General features: G+C 70.1%; 14 protein-coding genes and 1 riboswitch. Of the genes, 7 read left to right on the top strand and 7 right to left on the bottom strand.

The annotated features are described in order from the left end of the window. Window positions 1-3 precede the first annotated feature (3 nt). The 4 genes from E6U81_RS28480 to E6U81_RS28465 all read right to left on the bottom strand — a co-directional run bounded on the left by E6U81_RS28480 (window position 4) and on the right by E6U81_RS28465 (window position 4,829). A complete protein-coding gene (locus tag E6U81_RS28480) occupies window positions 4-1,506 on the bottom strand; it encodes a glycoside hydrolase family 3 protein (RefSeq protein ID WP_136232925.1) in 1,503 nt (500 codons plus the stop codon). Window positions 1,507-1,514: 8 nt separating this feature from the next. Beyond that, window positions 1,515-2,333, bottom strand: coding sequence for a carbohydrate ABC transporter permease (locus E6U81_RS28475; protein WP_031151621.1), 819 nt, complete (start codon window positions 2,331-2,333; stop codon window positions 1,515-1,517). Between the two features lie 68 nt (window positions 2,334-2,401). Beyond that, window positions 2,402-3,421, bottom strand: a complete 1,020-nt coding sequence (locus E6U81_RS28470) for a sugar ABC transporter permease (protein ID WP_136232924.1) — start codon at window positions 3,419-3,421, stop codon at window positions 2,402-2,404. A 127-nt stretch (window positions 3,422-3,548) separates the two neighbouring features. Then, window positions 3,549-4,829, bottom strand: a complete 1,281-nt coding sequence (locus E6U81_RS28465; protein WP_136232923.1) for an extracellular solute-binding protein — start codon at window positions 4,827-4,829, stop codon at window positions 3,549-3,551. A 289-nt stretch (window positions 4,830-5,118) separates the two neighbouring features. Here E6U81_RS28465 and E6U81_RS28460 point away from each other — a divergent pair, with 289 nt between their 5' ends. From E6U81_RS28460 to E6U81_RS28450, 3 genes are all read left to right on the top strand, one after another. After that, entirely contained in the window at window positions 5,119-5,883 is a 765-nt protein-coding gene (locus tag E6U81_RS28460; protein WP_030026774.1) for a GntR family transcriptional regulator, read from the top strand. A gap of 126 nt (window positions 5,884-6,009) precedes the next feature. Further along, on the top strand, window positions 6,010-8,232 hold the full coding sequence (locus E6U81_RS28455) for a carbon starvation CstA family protein (protein ID WP_136232922.1): 2,223 nt from the start codon (window positions 6,010-6,012) through the stop codon (window positions 8,230-8,232). Then, on the top strand, window positions 8,229-8,426 hold the full coding sequence (locus tag E6U81_RS28450; RefSeq protein ID WP_030764507.1) for a YbdD/YjiX family protein: 198 nt from the start codon (window positions 8,229-8,231) through the stop codon (window positions 8,424-8,426). The genes E6U81_RS28455 and E6U81_RS28450 overlap by 4 nt, the downstream gene beginning before the upstream one ends. Window positions 8,427-8,476: 50 nt before the next feature. Here the strand turns inward: E6U81_RS28450 and E6U81_RS28445 are convergent, their stop codons facing one another. Next, window positions 8,477-8,734: a Uma2 family endonuclease gene (locus E6U81_RS28445; protein WP_240804056.1), complete on the bottom strand. Its 258-nt coding sequence runs from the start codon at window positions 8,732-8,734 to the stop codon at window positions 8,477-8,479. A gap of 119 nt (window positions 8,735-8,853) precedes the next feature. Between E6U81_RS28445 and E6U81_RS28440 the strand changes: the two genes are divergently transcribed. The 3 genes from E6U81_RS28440 to E6U81_RS28430 all read left to right on the top strand — a co-directional run bounded on the left by E6U81_RS28440 (window position 8,854) and on the right by E6U81_RS28430 (window position 13,057). Beyond that, a complete protein-coding gene (locus tag E6U81_RS28440) occupies window positions 8,854-9,351 on the top strand; it encodes a GNAT family N-acetyltransferase (protein ID WP_136232921.1) in 498 nt (165 codons plus the stop codon). A gap of 44 nt (window positions 9,352-9,395) precedes the next feature. Next, window positions 9,396-9,525, top strand: a riboswitch (cobalamin riboswitch). A gap of 134 nt (window positions 9,526-9,659) precedes the next feature. Further along, entirely contained in the window at window positions 9,660-12,041 is a 2,382-nt protein-coding gene (locus E6U81_RS28435) for a ribonucleoside-diphosphate reductase subunit alpha (protein WP_136232920.1), read from the top strand. After that, window positions 12,041-13,057: a ribonucleotide-diphosphate reductase subunit beta gene (locus E6U81_RS28430; protein WP_136232919.1), complete on the top strand. Its 1,017-nt coding sequence runs from the start codon at window positions 12,041-12,043 to the stop codon at window positions 13,055-13,057. The genes E6U81_RS28435 and E6U81_RS28430 overlap by 1 nt, the downstream gene beginning before the upstream one ends. 146 nt (window positions 13,058-13,203) lie before the next feature. On the opposite strand, the gene E6U81_RS28425 is transcribed toward E6U81_RS28430, so the two are convergent. Beyond that, window positions 13,204-13,428 carry a hypothetical protein gene (locus tag E6U81_RS28425; protein WP_136232918.1) on the bottom strand — a complete coding sequence of 75 codons (225 nt, stop codon included), beginning with the start codon at window positions 13,426-13,428 and terminating at the stop codon, window positions 13,204-13,206. Window positions 13,429-13,510: 82 nt separating this feature from the next. On the opposite strand from E6U81_RS28425, the gene E6U81_RS28420 reads away from it, so the two are divergent. Beyond that, window positions 13,511-14,476, top strand: coding sequence for a helix-turn-helix domain-containing protein (locus E6U81_RS28420; protein WP_136232917.1), 966 nt, complete (start codon window positions 13,511-13,513; stop codon window positions 14,474-14,476). A 4-nt stretch (window positions 14,477-14,480) separates the two neighbouring features. Here E6U81_RS28420 and def read toward each other — a convergent pair whose 3' ends face one another. Continuing rightward, complete coding sequence (gene def, locus E6U81_RS28415; RefSeq protein ID WP_136232916.1) at window positions 14,481-15,125, bottom strand: peptide deformylase; 645 nt, start codon at window positions 15,123-15,125, stop codon at window positions 14,481-14,483. Between the last annotated feature and the right edge of the window lie 68 nt (window positions 15,126-15,193).

The raw sequence follows: 15,193 nt of genomic DNA, 5'->3' as shown, positions 1-15,193 counted from the left end.
GCGTCACACCCCCGTGACGGCCCCCGCGACGACCTCGGCGGCGGCGCGGCCGCATACGCGCGCGGCGCCGTGCGTGGCGATGTGCAGGGCCCCGCGCGGCTCGGCGCGCGGCAGCCCCATCTCGACCACCACCGTGTCCGGCCGGGCCTCGACCAGATCGTCCAGCACCTCGGCCATCCACGGGTGGCGGTGCGCGTCGCGGACCACCGCGACGACGGTGCGCTCCCCCGCGGCCGCCAGGATCTCCCCGGCCGTGGCGCCCTGCGGGTAGAGGTCCGAAGCGGTGCCGGGCAGCAGCTCGGCCAGCTCGGCGGCGGGACCCCACGGGGTCTCGTCGCCGACGGCGATGTTCGCGACCGGGGTCAGGGTCGCGACGTACGGGCCGGCCGGCGGGCGTGCCGAGCCGGTGACGACGAGGGCCCGGCGGGCCGCGGTCAGGCCGATACCGGACGCGCGGCTCCCCTCGGGCCGCGCGTCCGGCCGGGCGCCCAGGGTCCACGCGGCCAGCGCACGGACCCGGGCGGCGGCGTCGGCGAGCCGCTCCTGCGGGAGCGTGCCCTCGCGTACGGCCGCGACGAGGGCGTCGCGCAGCCGCAGGACGGTGTCCTCGTCGGCGAGTCCGCCGCCGACGCAGATGGCGTCGGCGCCCGCCGCGATGGCCAGGACCGAGCCGCGCTCGATCCCGTACGTCCCGGCGATGGCGTGCATCTCCATGCCGTCGGTGACGATGAGGCCCTCGTAGCCGAGCTCCTTGCGCAGCAGGCCGGTCAGGATCTGCGGGCTGAGCGTGGCCGGGCGGGTCGGGTCGAGGGCGGGCACCAGGATGTGCGCGCTCATCACGGCCTTCGTCCCGGCCTCGATGGCGGCCCTGAACGGTACGAGTTCCCGTGCGGCGAGGGTGTCGAGGTCCACGTCGATGCGCGGCAGGGCGTGGTGGGAGTCGACGTTGGTGTCGCCGTGGCCCGGGAAGTGCTTGGTGCAGGCGGCGACGCCGGCGGCCTGGAGGCCCTCGACGTAGGCGGCGGTGTGCCGGGCGGCGAGGTGGGTGTCGGCGCCGAAGGACCGTACGCCGATGACCGGGTTGTCCGGGTTGGAGTTGACGTCGGCGGAGGGGGCCCAGTTGAGGTTGACCCCGCACTCGGCGAGGCGACGGCCCAGCTCGTGGGCGACGTCCCGGGTCAGGCGGGTGTCGTCGACGGCACCGAGGGCCAGGTTGCCGGGGAAGGACGAGCCGCCCCGGACCTCCAGGCGGGTGACGTCGCCGCCCTCCTCGTCGATGGCGACGAGCACGTCGTCGCTTTCGGCCCGCAACTGCGCGGTCAGCGCGGCGAGCTGCTCGGGCGAGGCGATGTTGCGGCCGAACAGGCCCACCGAGGTGAGGCCTTCGCCGATCCTGCGGAGCAGCCAGGCCGGGGCGGTGGTGCCCTCGAAGCCGGGCTGGAGGACGGCGAGGGCGTCGCGGGTCACCTCGTCGGAGGCGGTGGCGCGGTGCGCAAGGACAGTCATGACGGGCGTCATCCCTTCACGGCGCCGGCGGTCATGCCGCCGACTGCCTTGCGCTGGAGGAAGATGAAGATGAGCAGGACCGGGACCGCGAAGAGCGAGGAAGCGGCCATGGTGGCGCCCCAGTCGTTGCCGAAGGCGGACATGAACTCGGTCAGCCACAGCGGCAGGGTCTGCGCGGTCTTGTCCTTGTTGAGGATCAGGACCATGGCGAACTCGTTCCAGGCGGTGATGAAGCCGAAGAGCGAGGTGGACATCAGGCCGGGGGCCAGCAGCGGGAAGATCACCTTGCGGAAGGCCTGGCCGCGGGTGCAGCCGTCGATCTGGGCCGCCTCCTCCAGGGTCACCGGGACGGCGGCGATGAAGCCGCGCAGGGTCCAGATGGTGAAGGGGAGGATCATCACGAAGTAGATGGCGGTCAGCAGCGGGAGGCTGTTCAGCAGCTCGCCGTCGCGGGCGATCATGTACATCGCGATGACCATGACCTCCCAGGGGGCCATCTGGGCCATCATCACGGTCAGGACCAGGCCCTTGCGGCCCTTGAAGCGCATGCGGGCGATGGCGAAGCTCGCGGCGAGGGCGACGAGCAGGGCCAGCACCACGGCGCCGACGGTGACCAGGACGCTGTTGGTGACGTACGTCCAGAAGTTCTCGACCCCGGTGGCCTTGCCGAAGTTGTCCAGCGTCGGCGTGAAGACGAAGACGGGGTCCTTCGTGAGCATCTGGTCGGCGGGCTTGAGGGCCGACGAGAACATCCAGTACACGGGGAAGACGAAGACCAGGGCGAGCAGGAGCGCGCCGAGGTTCTTGGCCACGGCTCCGGGTCGCACCGGGCGGCGGGTACGGAGCTGCTGCGCGGGCCTCTCGGGAGCCGCGGGCTTCGGGGCGGTGGTCGTGCTCACTGCTCCTCCTCCTGCTTCAGGATCAGGCGGAAGTAGAAGGACATGACGACCACGAGGATCACGATCGTCAGGACGGAGATCGCGGCGGCGAGGCCGTAGTGGGCCTGGCTCTGGCCCTCGACGTAGGCGAAGACCGGGAGGATCTCGGAGGCGCGGTCCGGGCCGCCCTTGTTCATCGCGTACACCTGGGTGAAGGCCTTGAACACCCAGATCACCTCAAGGAAGGTGGTGATGAGGAAGAAGGGCTTCAGGTTCGGGAAGACGATCTTCCAGAAGGTCTGCCAGCCGTTGGCGCCGTCCATGCGGGCGGCCTCGTACAGCTCGGCGCCGACCGTGGTGAGGCCGGCGTACATGTTGAGGGCGACGAAGGGGATGGAGCCCCAGACCACCAGGATCGTGACGATCACCATGGTGGAGAGGCCGGTCTCCATCCAGTTGTGCTGTTCGTAGCCGGAGAAGCCGGCGGTGCGCATGACCCAGTTCATGACGCCGAACTGCTCGTCGAACAGCCAGCGGAAGACCTGTACCGAGGCGACGATCGGCATGGCCCAGGCCATCACCAGCGCCATGGAGAGGACCAGGCGCATCTTGGTGCCGAGCTTGTTGAGCAGGATGCCGATGAGGCTTCCCAGCACCATGATCAGCGCGACGTTGGCCAGGGTGAAGGCGAAGCTGCGGACGACGACGGTCCAGAAGGCCGAGTCACCGAGGAGCTCGGTGTAGTTGTCGAGTCCCGCGAAGGGGTACTTCCGCTGGATGAACTCGACCTTGTTGATGTCCTGGAGGGACAGGATCACGTTCTTGATCAGCGGGTACAGCAGGAGCGTCGCGAGGGCGAGCACCGCGGGCGCGACCAGCGCATAGGGCAGCCACCCCGAGGGGAGCGACTTCCTGCCTCCGCGAGGCGGCGTATGGCTGGCGCCGGTTGCTGGGGCCGGCGTCTCGGGCCGTCCGGCGGACTTCGGTGGTGCGTCCTGTGGAGCGCTGGTCACCGCTCCCTGGGAGTGCACGGTCATGGCTTGGCTTCCTCGCGGTTGACTGTGGAGTCAAATGCGCGACCGGGGGCGCGGCGGGTGTCCGGGCACCTGCCGCACTCCCCGGTGCGTTCACACTGCTGGGTGGTGCGGGTACTGCGGGGCGGGACTACTTGTTGATGCGCTTCGCGATCTCCGCGTCCGCCTCGGCACCGGCCTTGGCCGCGTCCTCACCCTTCAGGACCTTGGTCATGAACTCCTTGATGGGGTTCGGCTCGGTCTCGACGTTCGCCCAGCCCGCGGTGACCGGGGTGATCTTGCCGTTGACGCCGCCCTTGCCCATGGCCTCGGCGAAGGAGCCCGCGGCGGGGGTGAAGTTGGCCGCGGCCTGGTTCGGGAGCAGCGCGCCCTTGGTCTCGGCGGCGTACTTGGTCATCTGGTCCTTGCCGGCGGCGAGGGCCAGCCACTCCTTGGCGAGCTCCTTGTTCTTGGAGCGCTCGGCCACGGCGAGGTTCGAGCCGCCGAGGAAGACGGTGCTGGTCTTGTCCGCGGTCTTGCCCGGGATCGGGAAGTAGCCGAAGTCGGCTTCCTTGCCCGCGTCCTTCAGCGCCTTCTCGGCACCGCCGGCCTCCCAGCCGAGACCGATCCAGGAGGCGACGCCGCCCTTGGGGACGATGTCGGTGGACTGCTGCGGGTTGGCCTCGTCCTTGTCCTTCGGGGCGGTGGAGTAGGACTGGAGCTTCTTGTAGAACTCCATCGCGGCGCCGGCCTGCGGGGTGCCGAGGCCGCCCTTCCACTTGGCGCCGTCCTTGACGGCGAGGTCGCCGCCCTCGTCCCAGATGAGACCGGCGAGGACGTACCAGCTCTGGCCGGGGAGGTAGATGGGCTGGGTGGCCGGGTCGGCCGCCTTCAGCTTCTCCAGGCCGGCGATCCACTCGTCGCGGGTGGTGGGCGGGGTGACGCCGGCCTTGGCGAAGGCCTTCTTGTCGTAGACGACGACGCGGTTGGCGGCGTACCAGGGGGCGGAGTAGAGCTTGCCGTCGACCTCGGCCGAGGCGAGCATGCTCTTCTGCCAGGCGTCGGCGCCGAGGGCGGCCTTGTCCTTCGTCAGGTCGGCGAGACCGCCGGTGACCGCGTAGCCGGCGGTCTGGGTGTTGCCGAGCTCAAGAACGTCCGGAGGGGTGTTCTCGGAGAGGGCCGTGGTGACCTTCTCCTGGATGCCGGTCCACTTCTGCTCCTCGACCTTGACCGTCACATTGGGGTGCTTGGCCGAGAACTCCTTGTTGACCTCGTCGATCCAGGCCTTCGGCGCGGAGCCGTCCATGACCCAGACGGTGATCTCCTTGGGACCCGCGTCGGCCTTGGCCTTGTCGTCGTCCCCATTGCCACACGCCGCGAGTCCGACCATCATGCCCGCGACACCGACCGCCGCGATGAGCTTGCGCTTCACGCCACCCTCCTCAGGGATGCCTGCCTGCACTTCCCTTGCCCGCCGCGGTGACATACGCGAAGTACTGCCGTGGGGCTGGGATCTGATCCATATTGGTGTAGACCAGTAGCTGGAGCTTGGCCTAGACCTTTAGGGGTGTCAAGGGTCTAATGAGCGGGTGCCCGGTCCGTTATCGGACCGACACCTGGGGAGAGAGAAGGCCTGTACCCCCAGTCGTGTCACCATGTGACCGCACATATCGGAGGAGCCGGTGACGGCAGCGAAACTGGAGTCGGGAAGGCGGGCGGCGATGGCCACCGAAGGGGCACTCACGGAGCCGGACGGCGGGGCAGCCACTCGCACGGCACGTGTACCCAAGTACTACCGACTCAAGCGGCACTTGCTCGACATGACGGAGACCCTGCCGCCCGGCACCCCGGTACCGCCGGAGCGCACGCTCGCGGCCGAATTCGACACCTCGCGGACCACGGTCCGCCAGGCCCTCCAGGAACTGGTCGTAGAAGGACGACTGGAGCGGATCCAGGGCAAAGGCACCTTCGTCGCCAAGCCCAAGGTCTCCCAGGCCCTGCAACTGACCTCCTACACGGAGGACATGCGGGCCCAGGGCCTGGAGCCGACCTCACAGCTCCTCGACATCGGCTACGTGACCGCCGACGACACCCTCGCCGGACTGCTCAAGATCAACACCGGTGGGCGGGTGCTGCGCATCGAGCGGCTGCGCCTGGCCAGCGGCGAGCCGATGGCCATCGAGACCACCCACCTCTCGGCCAAGCGCTTCCCCGCGCTGCGCCGGTCGCTCGCCAAGTACACCTCTCTGTACACCGCCCTCGCCGAGGTGTACGACGTCCACCTGGCGGAGGCCGAGGAGACGATCGAGACCTCCCTGGCCACCCCGCGCGAGGCCGGCCTGCTCGGCACCGACGTCGGGCTGCCGATGCTGATGCTCTCCCGGCACTCCCTGGACGCCGACGGCGAACCGGTGGAGTGGGTGCGGTCGGTGTACCGCGGCGACCGCTACAAGTTCGTCGCCAGGCTCAAGCGCCCCGCCGTCTGACACCCGTGGCCCCGCCCCGCGTGCCGGAATTCCGCGACCGGAATGCGGACGGGGTCTTACGTTCACCAGGCAATCCCCCGTAGATTCCGCCTGCTTACGCAGATGATCGACGAGGGGACCAGGATCATGCCTGAACCGGAAGCAACAGGTACACAACGGGACACGGCGAGCCCGGGAACCCCATCGGGCTCGCCCTCCCCCAAGTCCATCGCCGTGTGGGTGCTCGTCGGACTCGTCGGCGCCATCGGCTGGGGCGTCCTCGCGCTCTCGCGCGGCGAGGAGATCTCCGCGGCCTGGCTGCTCGCCGCGGCCCTGGGCTCGTACGCCATCGCCTACCGCTTCTACGCACGCTTCATCGCGCACCGCGTATTGAAGGTCGACGCGACGCGGGCCACCCCCGCCGAACGCCTTGACAACGGTGTCGACTTCCATCCCACCGACCGCCGGGTGCTCTTCGGCCACCACTTCGCCGCGGTCGCCGGCGCCGGCCCGCTCGTCGGACCCGTGCTCGCCGCCCAGATGGGCTACCTGCCCGGGACCATCTGGATCGTCGCGGGCGTGATCTTCGCCGGCGCCGTCCAGGACATGGTGACGCTGTTCTTCTCCACCCGCCGCGACGGCCGTTCGCTCGGCCAGATGGCGCGGGACGAGATCGGCCCCGTCGGCGGAGCCGCCGCCCTGGTCGCCGTGTTCGCCATCATGATCATCCTGCTGGCGGTGCTGGCCCTGGTCATCGTCAACGCCCTGGCGCACTCGCCCTGGGGCGTCTTCTCCATCGGCATGACCATCCCGATCGCCGTCTTCATGGGCTTCTACCTGCGCGTCCTGCGGCCGGGCCGGGTCACCGAGGTCTCCCTCATCGGTGTCGCCCTGCTGCTGCTCGCCATCGTGGCGGGCGGCTGGGTCGCCGAGTCCTCCTTCGCCGGGACCTTCACCCTGGAGAAGGAGACGCTCGTCATCTGGATGGTGGTGTACGGCTTCCTGGCCTCGGTCCTGCCGGTGTGGATGCTGCTCGCGCCCCGCGACTACCTCTCGACCTTCATGAAGGTCGGCACCATCGCCCTCCTCGCGATCGGCGTGGTCATCGCGATGCCGACGCTGAAGATGCCCTCGGTCACCGACTTCGCGGCCCGCGGCGACGGCCCGGTCTTCGCCGGGTCGATGTTCCCGTTCGTCTTCATCACCATCGCGTGCGGCGCGCTCTCGGGCTTCCACGCCCTGGTCTCCTCGGGCACCACCCCGAAGATGATCCAGAAGGAGACCCAGGTCCGCATGATCGGCTACGGCGCCATGCTGACCGAGTCGTTCGTCGCCGTCATGGCCATCATCGCGGCCTGCATCATCGAGCCCGGCCTCTTCTTCGCGGTCAACTCCCCTCCCGGGATCATCGGCACCACCGTCGAGTCCGCCTCGCAGGCGGTGACGAACTTCGGCTTCGCCATCTCGCCCGAGGCGCTCACCCAGGCCGCCAAGGACGTCGAGGAAGCCAGCCTGCTCTCCCGTACGGGTGGCGCGCCGACCTTCGCACTCGGAATGTCGGAGATCTTCTCCTCCGTCATCGGCGGCGCCGGGATGAAGGCCTTCTGGTACCACTTCGCGATCATGTTCGAGGCGCTCTTCATCCTGACGACGCTGGACGCGGGCACCCGCGTGGGCCGGTTCATGCTCCAGGACACCCTCGGCAACGTCCACAAGTCCTTCAAGGACGTCAGCTGGAAGCCCGGCGTGTGGTTCGCGAGCGCGATCGTGGTCGGCGCGTGGGGCTACTTCCTGTGGGTCGGCATCAAGGACCCGCTGGGCGGCATCAACCAGCTCTTCCCGCTCTTCGGCATCGCCAACCAGCTGCTGGCCGCGGTCGCCCTGGCCGTCTGCACCACGCTGCTGGTGAAGTCCGGCCGACTCAAGTGGGCCTGGGTGACGGGCGTCCCCCTGGTCTGGGACGCCACGGTGACCCTCACCGCCAGCTACCAGAAGGTCTTCTCCGAGGACGTGAAGGTCGGCTTCTTCGCCCAGCGCGACAAGTACCAGGCGGGCATCGACGCCGACAAGGTCCTGGCCCCGGCCAAGAGCATGGACGACATGCACACGATCGTCACCAACGCCACGGTGGACGGCGTGCTGTGCGCCCTCTTCGCGGTGCTGATCATCGTGGTCCTCGCGGACGCGCTCCGCACCTGCGTCAAGGCCGTCCGCGACCCGGGGTCGGCGAAGCTCTCCGAGGTCCCGTGGACCGAGTCGAAGATCGTCGCCCCGGCGGGCCTGATCGCGACCGCGGAGGAGCGGGCGGAGTTCGCCGCCGCGGCCGACCGCGATTCCGGCGGCGGCCAGGTCAAGGAGCCGGTGGGGTGAGCACCGTACGGAGCGTGCTGGCCAGGGCCAGGTTCTACGTACGGGAGTTCTCCGGGGAGGCCGCCTACGACCGGTACGTCGCCCACACCCGCTCCCACGACCCGGACGCGGAGGTCCTCACCCGCCGCGCCTTCGAACGCGCCCGCACGGACGCCCGCGAGGCGGACCCCCGCGAGGGCTTCCGCTGCTGCTGACCCACGCGAAGGGCCCCGCCGCGTCCTGCGGCGGGGCCCTTCGGCGCTGCTCAGCGCACCCAGTCCTTGAGGACCTCGGTGGGCAGGGTGATGCCGACGGGGTCGGGCAGTGCGATGTCCGTCCCATAGGGCACGATGTGGATGCTCTCGTACCGCTGGCCGTTGGGCTGGCTGTAGACGGAGACCTCGCACTTGGCCCGGTCGATCAGCAGGTAGAGGGGGATGCCGGTCTCCGCATAGGCACGGGGCTTTTCGACGTGATCCCGCCGGACGGTGTCGGAGCCCCACGAAGTCACCTCGACGGCCATGAGGATCGGAGCGGGGTCGACCCAGTCGCTTCGCCCTGTCCCGCGAAGGCCTTTTCCTCGACGGTGCCGCCTCCGACGATAGCGCCGCCCGCCGGGAGGCGTCCTGCACACTCGACCGCATGGACATGCTGATCAGAACGGCGGTGCCCGCCGACCACGAGACGCTGGGCGAGATCACCGCGCAGGCCTACCTCGCCGACGGGCACCTGGACTTCAACGAGGACGACGCCTACCTGAACGTGCTGCGCGACGTGGCCGGGCGGGCCGCACTGGCCAAGGTGCTCGTCGCCGAGCGCGACGGGCAGGTGCTCGGCGGGGTGACCTTCGCCGCACCCGGCAGCCCGCTCGCCGACATCGCGGGCCCGGACGAGGCCGAGTTCCGGATGCTGGCGGTGGCCCACGCGGCCCGCGGACAGGGCGCCGGCGAGGCCCTGGTGCGGGCGTGCGTCGAACGGGCGCGGGCCGTGGAGGGCGTCACGGGCGTCGTCCTCTCCACCCAGCGCAGCATGGCCGGGGCCCACCGGATCTACGCGCGCCTGGGCTTCGTACGCACTCCGGAGCGGGACTGGGCGCCGATCGAGGGCCTGACACTCCTCACGTATCGACTCAAGCTGTAGCCACGCCGACACTACATGTGGGGGTTGCCGCACAAGGGCGCCCCCACATGTATGCTCATGCCTGCTGTCGCCGCAGGGGAATCCGGTGGGAATCCGGAACTGTCCCGCAACGGTATGAAGTGTCCGACATCCGGACACCAAGTCCGATGACCTGCCGGCAGCGCGCCCGGATCGACCGACCCGGGTGCCGACACGTCCGGGCCTCGCGGTTGGGCCGGTGGACGCCGTGCGGTGTGCCCTCCTGCCACGCCCGCATGCGCCCGCGCCCGCCCGCCGATGACCGGGCCGAGCGAGGGAGAGCTCCCGCCGTGACCATCGCGCCTTCCGCACCGCGCGCCGAGTCCGTTTCTGGCGACAACACCGAGGGCCCGGGGGCCACGCTGCTGCGTACCCTCACCGAACTTACGGCGGACCTCCCCGACACCGACCCCGGCCGCGTCGCCGCCGCCGCGCTCCGCGGCCGCAGCTCCGCCGCCGACGAGGCCGAACTGCGCGGGCTGGCCACGGAGTCCGCCGCGGGGCTCATCTCCGAGGACCCCGCGTACTCGAAGCTCGCCGCCCGCCTGCTGACGCTGGCCGTGCGCGACGAGGCCGCGAGCCAGGGCTCCACCTCGTTCTCCGCCTCCGTCGAGGTCGGCCACCGCGAGGGCCTCATCGCCGACCGCACCGCCGAATTCGTGCGCACGCACGCGAGCCGTCTGGACGCGCTGGTCGAGCACACCCTCGCCGAGGGCGCCGACGACCGCTTCGGCTTCTTCGGCCTGCGCACCCTGCACAGCCGCTACCTGCTGCGCCACCCGATCACCCGTCAGGTCATCGAGACCCCGCAGTTCTTCATGCTGCGCGTGGCCTGCGGCCTCGCCGCGGACGAGAGCATCCAGGCCGTCGAGGAAGTGGCCTCGCTGTACCGGCTGATGAGCCGCCTCGACTACCTGCCCTCGTCCCCCACGCTCTTCAACTCCGGCACCCGGCACCCGCAGATGTCCTCCTGCTACCTGCTGGACTCCCCGCTGGACGAGCTCGACTCGATCTACGACCGCTACCACCAGGTCGCGCGCCTGTCGAAGCACGCGGGCGGCATCGGCCTGTCGTACTCCCGCATCCGCGCCCGCGGTTCGCTGATCCGCGGCACCAACGGCCACTCCAACGGCATCGTGCCGTTCCTGAAGACGCTCGACGCCTCCGTCGCCGCCGTGAACCAGGGCGGCCGCCGCAAGGGCGCCGCCGCGGTCTACCTGGAGACCTGGCACGCGGACATCGAGGAGTTCCTGGAGCTCCGCGACAACACCGGCGAGGACCAGCGCCGCACCCACAACCTGAACCTCGCCCACTGGGTGCCGGACGAGTTCATGCGCCGCGTGAACGCCGACGCCGAGTGGTCGCTGTTCTCCCCGGCCGACGTCCCCGAACTGGTCGACCTGTGGGGCGACGACTTCGACGCCGCCTACCGCAAGGCCGAGGCCGACGGCCTGGCCCGCAAGACCATGCCCGCCCGCGACCTGTACGGCCGGATGATGCGCACCCTCGCGCAGACCGGCCAGGGCTGGATGACCTTCAAGGACGCCTCCAACCGCACGGCGAACCAGACCGCCGAGCCGGGCACGGTCGTGCACTCCTCGAACCTGTGCACCGAGATCATCGAGGTCACCAACGACGGCGAGACGGCCGTCTGCAACCTGGGCTCGGTGAACCTGGGCGCCTTCGTCGTGGACGGCGAGATCGACTGGGAGCGGATGGACGAGACCGTCCGCACCGCCGTGACCTTCCTCGACCGCGTGGTGGACATCAACTTCTACCCGACCGAGCAGGCCGGCCGCTCCAACTCCCGCTGGCGCCCGGTGGGCCTGGGCGCGATGGGCCTCCAGGACGTCTTCTTCAAGCTGAAGCTGCCCTTCGACTCCCCCGAGGCGAAGGCCCTGTCCACCAAGCTCTCCGAGCGCATCATGCTGGCCGCCTACGAGGCCTCCTGCGACCTCGCCGAGCGCAGCGGCACGCTGCCGGCCTGGGAGCAGACCCGCACCGCGCGCGGCGTCCTGCACCCGGACCACTACGACGTCGAGCTGAACTGGCCGGAGCGCTGGGACGCGCTGCGCGCCCGCGTCGCCGAGACCGGCATGCGCAACTCCCTGCTCCTCGCCATCGCCCCGACGGCGACCATCGCCTCGATCGCCGGCGTGTACGAGTGCATCGAGCCGCAGGTCTCCAACCTGTTCAAGCGCGAGACTCTGTCGGGCGAGTTCCTCCAGGTGAACGGCTACCTGGTGGAGGAGCTCAAGCAGCTCGGCGTGTGGGACGCCCAGACCCGTGAGGCGCTGCGCGACTCCTCCGGCTCGGTCCAGGGCTTCGGCTGGATCCCGGCCGAGGTCCGCGAGCTGTACCGCACGGCGTGGGAGATCCCGCAGCGCGGCCTGATCGACATGGCGGCGGCCCGTACGCCGTTCCTGGACCAGTCGCAGTCGCTGAACCTGTTCCTGGAGACGCCCACCATCGGCAAGCTCAGCTCGATGTACGCGTACGCCTGGAAGCAGGGCCTGAAGACCACGTACTACCTGCGTTCACGCCCGGCGACGAAGATCGCCCGCGCCGCGCAGGCCGCCACCGCCGCTCCGGTGGCGCTCCCGCAGGCCGTCGACGCCGATGCCCTGGCCTGCTCCCTTGAGAACCCCGAGTCCTGCGAGGCCTGCCAGTAATGAGCTCCACCGACAACAAGAACCTCCTGGACCCGGGCTTCGAGCTCACGCTCCGCCCGATGCGCTACCCGGACTTCTACGAGCGCTACCGGGACGCGATCAAGAACACGTGGACGGTGGAGGAGGTCGACCTCCACTCGGACGTCGCGGACCTCGCGAAGCTGACGCCCGCCGAGCAGCACATGATCGGCCGTCTGGTCGCGTTCTTCGCGACCGGCGACTCGATCGTCTCGAACAACCTGGTGCTGACGCTCTACAAGCACATCAACTCCCCGGAGGCGCGCCTGTACCTGTCGCGCCAGCTGTTCGAGGAGGCCGTGCACGTCCAGTTCTACCTGACGCTGCTCGACACCTACCTGCCCGACCCGGACGACCGCGCGGCCGCCTTCGACGCGGTCGAGGAGATCCCCTCCATCCGCGAGAAGGCGCAGTTCTGCTTCAAGTGGATGGACTCGGTCGAGAAGATCGAGCGCCTGGAGACGGCCGCCGACCGCCGCCGCTTCCTGCTGAACCTGATCTGCTTCGCGGCGTGCATCGAGGGTCTGTTCTTCTACGGCGCCTTCGCGTATGTGTACTGGTTCCGCTCGCGCGGTCTGCTGCACGGCCTGGCCACCGGCACCAACTGGGTGTTCCGTGACGAGACCATGCACATGAACTTCGCCTTCGAGGTCGTGGACACGGTCCGCAAGGAGGAGCCCGAGCTCTTCGACGACGCCCTCCAGCAGCAGGTCGTCGACATGCTGAAGGAGGCCGTGGAGGCGGAGCTGCAGTTCGGCCGCGACCTGTGCGGCGACGGCCTGCCGGGCATGAACACCGAGTCGATGCGCGAGTACCTGGAGTGCGTCGCGGACCAGCGCCTGGTCCGTCTCGGCTTCGCGCCGGTGTACGGCTCGCAGAACCCGTTCTCCTTCATGGAGCTGCAGGGTGTCCAGGAGCTGACGAACTTCTTCGAGCGCCGGCCGTCGGCCTACCAGGTCGCGGTCGAGGGCACGGTCGACCTGGACGAGGACTTCTAGTCCGACCGCTGGTCCGACCGCTGGTCCGACCGCCGGTCCGACCGCGCACCCCCGGGTGCACCGAGAGCCGGGACGCGAGGTGATCGCGTCCCGGCTCTTCGCGTTCCGGGGCGGTGAGGACGCCTGCGGGAGGGCGTCGGCGGGGCTCAGTGGGCGAGGCGCCCGCGGCGCCAGGCTTCCGACCGCGGGCCGTGCCGGCGCGGGGTCGGCGGCATGCCGCCCGCCTTCTGCCGCGGCAGCCACACGAGCCGGGTCTGCACGGCCCGGATCTGCCGGTCGATGCGCCGCTCGCGCAGGGCCCCGTAGAGGCTGGGGGCGAGCAGCAGGGTGGCGACGGCGAGGACGGCGAGGTAGCTCAGGAACGTGTTCATGTCTCCACTGTCCCTCCGTCCGGGCAAGCCCGCGAGTGGCAGGACTGTCATGAAAGAGCGAATTACTGCCACACTGGATCCCATGCTGACCAACGTGGCCGTGGCCCTCCTCGACGAAGTCGCCCCCTTCGAGTTCGGGATCTTCTGCGAGGTCTTCGGGACCGACCGCAGCGACCATGGGCTGCCGGTCTACGACTACGCCGTGTGCGCGGCGGAGGACGGCCCCCTGACCATGTCCGGGACCGGTTTCGCGCTCGCCCCCGCCCACGGGCTGGAGCGGCTGGAGAGCGCCGACCTGATCTGCGTGCCCGCCTTCCGCAACGCCTCGGAGCGCACCTGGCCGGAGCCGCTCCTGGCCGCGCTGCGCCGCGGCGTGGAGCGCGGCGCGCGGGTGCTCAGCGTGTGCAGCGGCGCGTACGTACTGGGTGCGGCCGGGCTGCTGGACGGCCGCCGCTGCACGACGCACTGGATGCACGCACCGGCCCTGGCCGGGCGCTTCCCGCGGGCGCTGGTCGACCCGGACGTGCTCTACGTCGACGAGGGCCCCGTGATCACCTCGGCCGGCACCGCCTCCGGCATCGACGCCTGCCTGCACGTGGTCCGCCAGGAGCACGGCGCCGAGGTGGCCAACGCCGTCGCGCGGCGGATGGTCGTACCTCCCCACCGGGACGGCGGGCAGGCGCAGTACATCCAGCGGCCGCTGCCGCGCACGTCCTGCGACACGGTGGGCGAGGTGATCCAGTGGATGGGCCGCCACCTGGACGAGGAGATCACCGTCGAGCAGCTCGCGGAGCGCGCGCACATGTCGCCGCGGACCTTCGCCCGCCGCTTCCTCCAGGAGACCGGCACCACCCCGTACAAGTGGGTGCTGCGCCAGCGGGTCCTGCTGGCGCAGGAGCTGCTGGAGTCCACCGACGACACGGTCGACGCGATCGCCGGCCGCTCGGGCTTCGGCAACGCGGCGGCCCTGCGCCACCACTTCCTGCGGACCCTGGGCACCACGCCGAACGCCTTCAGGCGTGCCTTCCGGGGCCCGCAGGCCGCCTAGCCGGTCAGGCGTTGGGGACGGTCTCGTAGCGCGGGGTGCCCTCCGCCATCTGGCGCAGGGCGTCCTTGCGGTCCCGCTTCGAGAGCCGGTCGATGTACAGGTACCCGTACAGGTGGTCGGTCTCGTGCTGCAGGCAGCGGGCGAAGTAGCCGGTGCCGCGGACCTTGATGGGGTTGCCCTGGGCGTCCTGGCCCTCGACCTCGGCGTAGTCCGGGCGGGCCAGCGAGGCGTACGCCGTCGGGACGGACAGGCAGCCCTCGTTGGAGTCGTCCAGCACCCGCGAGCCCGCCGGGAGCTCGACGAGCTTCGGGTTGACCACGACACCGGTGTGGCGCACGCCCTCGTCGTCCGGGCAGTCGTAGACGAAGACCTTGGCGTCCACGCCGATCTGGTTCGCGGCCAGGCCCACGCCCTCGGCGGCCTTCTGGCTGGCGAACATGTCGTCGATCAGCTGGGCCAGTTCGTCGCCGAACTCGGTGACATCCTTGCACTCGCGGTGCAGGACGGGGTTGCCGACGACCGTGATCGGGTGGGCGGTGCCGCGCTCCCGGTGGGCCAGCTCGCGCGCCTCACAGTCCTCGGTGTCCACGACGTACCCGTCGTTCACGACCTCGCCACCATCGACAACCTGGTTCTCCTGCTGCGCCATGTCCGCCGTACGCCTTCCGTAAGTCCCGGTCACCGGTGGTCGCCGATGGCCACCGATGTGCCCGTACA

The organism is Streptomyces sp. A0592 (genome assembly GCF_004795115.1).
Taxonomy (GTDB): domain Bacteria; phylum Actinomycetota; class Actinomycetes; order Streptomycetales; family Streptomycetaceae; genus Streptomyces; species Streptomyces erythrochromogenes.
Note: the sequence above shows the minus strand (reverse complement) of the source record. Positions and strands in the feature narration are given on the sequence as shown.

What these genes read in the sequence shown, in the direction of transcription:
- E6U81_RS28440 (WP_136232921.1), top strand. Translation starts at nt 8,854, where the DNA reads ATGGACATGCTGATCAGAACGGCGGTGCCCGCCGACCACGAGACGCTG.
- E6U81_RS28445 (WP_240804056.1), bottom strand. Translation starts at nt 8,734, where the DNA reads ATGGCCGTCGAGGTGACTTCGTGGGGCTCCGACACCGTCCGGCGGGAT.
- E6U81_RS28455 (WP_136232922.1), top strand. Translation starts at nt 6,010, where the DNA reads ATGCCTGAACCGGAAGCAACAGGTACACAACGGGACACGGCGAGCCCG.
- E6U81_RS28480 (WP_136232925.1), bottom strand. Translation starts at nt 1,506, where the DNA reads ATGACTGTCCTTGCGCACCGCGCCACCGCCTCCGACGAGGTGACCCGC.
- E6U81_RS28470 (WP_136232924.1), bottom strand. Translation starts at nt 3,421, where the DNA reads ATGACCGTGCACTCCCAGGGAGCGGTGACCAGCGCTCCACAGGACGCA.
- E6U81_RS28460 (WP_030026774.1), top strand. Translation starts at nt 5,119, where the DNA reads ATGGCCACCGAAGGGGCACTCACGGAGCCGGACGGCGGGGCAGCCACT.
- def (WP_136232916.1), bottom strand. Translation starts at nt 15,125, where the DNA reads ATGGCGCAGCAGGAGAACCAGGTTGTCGATGGTGGCGAGGTCGTGAAC.
- E6U81_RS28430 (WP_136232919.1), top strand. Translation starts at nt 12,041, where the DNA reads ATGAGCTCCACCGACAACAAGAACCTCCTGGACCCGGGCTTCGAGCTC.
- E6U81_RS28420 (WP_136232917.1), top strand. Translation starts at nt 13,511, where the DNA reads ATGCTGACCAACGTGGCCGTGGCCCTCCTCGACGAAGTCGCCCCCTTC.
- E6U81_RS28425 (WP_136232918.1), bottom strand. Translation starts at nt 13,428, where the DNA reads ATGAACACGTTCCTGAGCTACCTCGCCGTCCTCGCCGTCGCCACCCTG.